This is a genomic window from Vogesella mureinivorans (genome assembly GCF_007644035.1).
GTDB lineage: Bacteria > Pseudomonadota > Gammaproteobacteria > Burkholderiales > Chromobacteriaceae > Vogesella > Vogesella mureinivorans.
Window position 1 is genome coordinate 1 of sequence record NZ_VMTV02000212.1, and the last position, 463, is coordinate 463.

General features: G+C 50.5%; 1 protein-coding gene. It reads left to right on the forward strand.

Annotation, left to right across the window (positions count from 1 at the left end):
- Positions 1 to 7: 7 nt before the first annotated feature.
- The coding region (locus FLQ44_RS07840) for a sodium-dependent bicarbonate transport family permease (protein WP_276607835.1) at positions 8 to 463 on the forward strand (456 nt) is incomplete at its 3' end.

Here is a 463-nt window from a genome sequence, read left to right on the forward strand (position 1 = left end):
AAGCGGCTTGACCCAGGAGGTGATATTCACCATGCTGGCAGCCATGTTGATGGCGTGTGCCGTCCCGATCTATACCTTTTTTATCCTGAAGCTGAGGCTAGATACCTATGATGCAGCAGCGATCGCTGCGACTTATGGCTCCATCAGTGCCGTAACTTTCATCACGGCAGGAGCTTTTTTGACCGAGTTGGGGATTGATTATGATGGTTATATGGTTGCAGCCCTAGCGCTTATGGAATCTCCGGCTATCATCGTCGGGCTGATTCTGGTCAATCTATTCACACCCAGCCAGGGAGATCGGGACTTTTCCTGGCCCGAAGTGTTGCAAGAAGCCTTCCTGAATAGCTCCGTATTTCTGCTGGTTGGTAGCCTGATCATCGAAGTCCTAACTCGAGAACGCGGTTGGCACACTTTGTACCCCTTTACTCAGGGATTGTTCAGCTGTATCGTGTCCTTCCTTTTG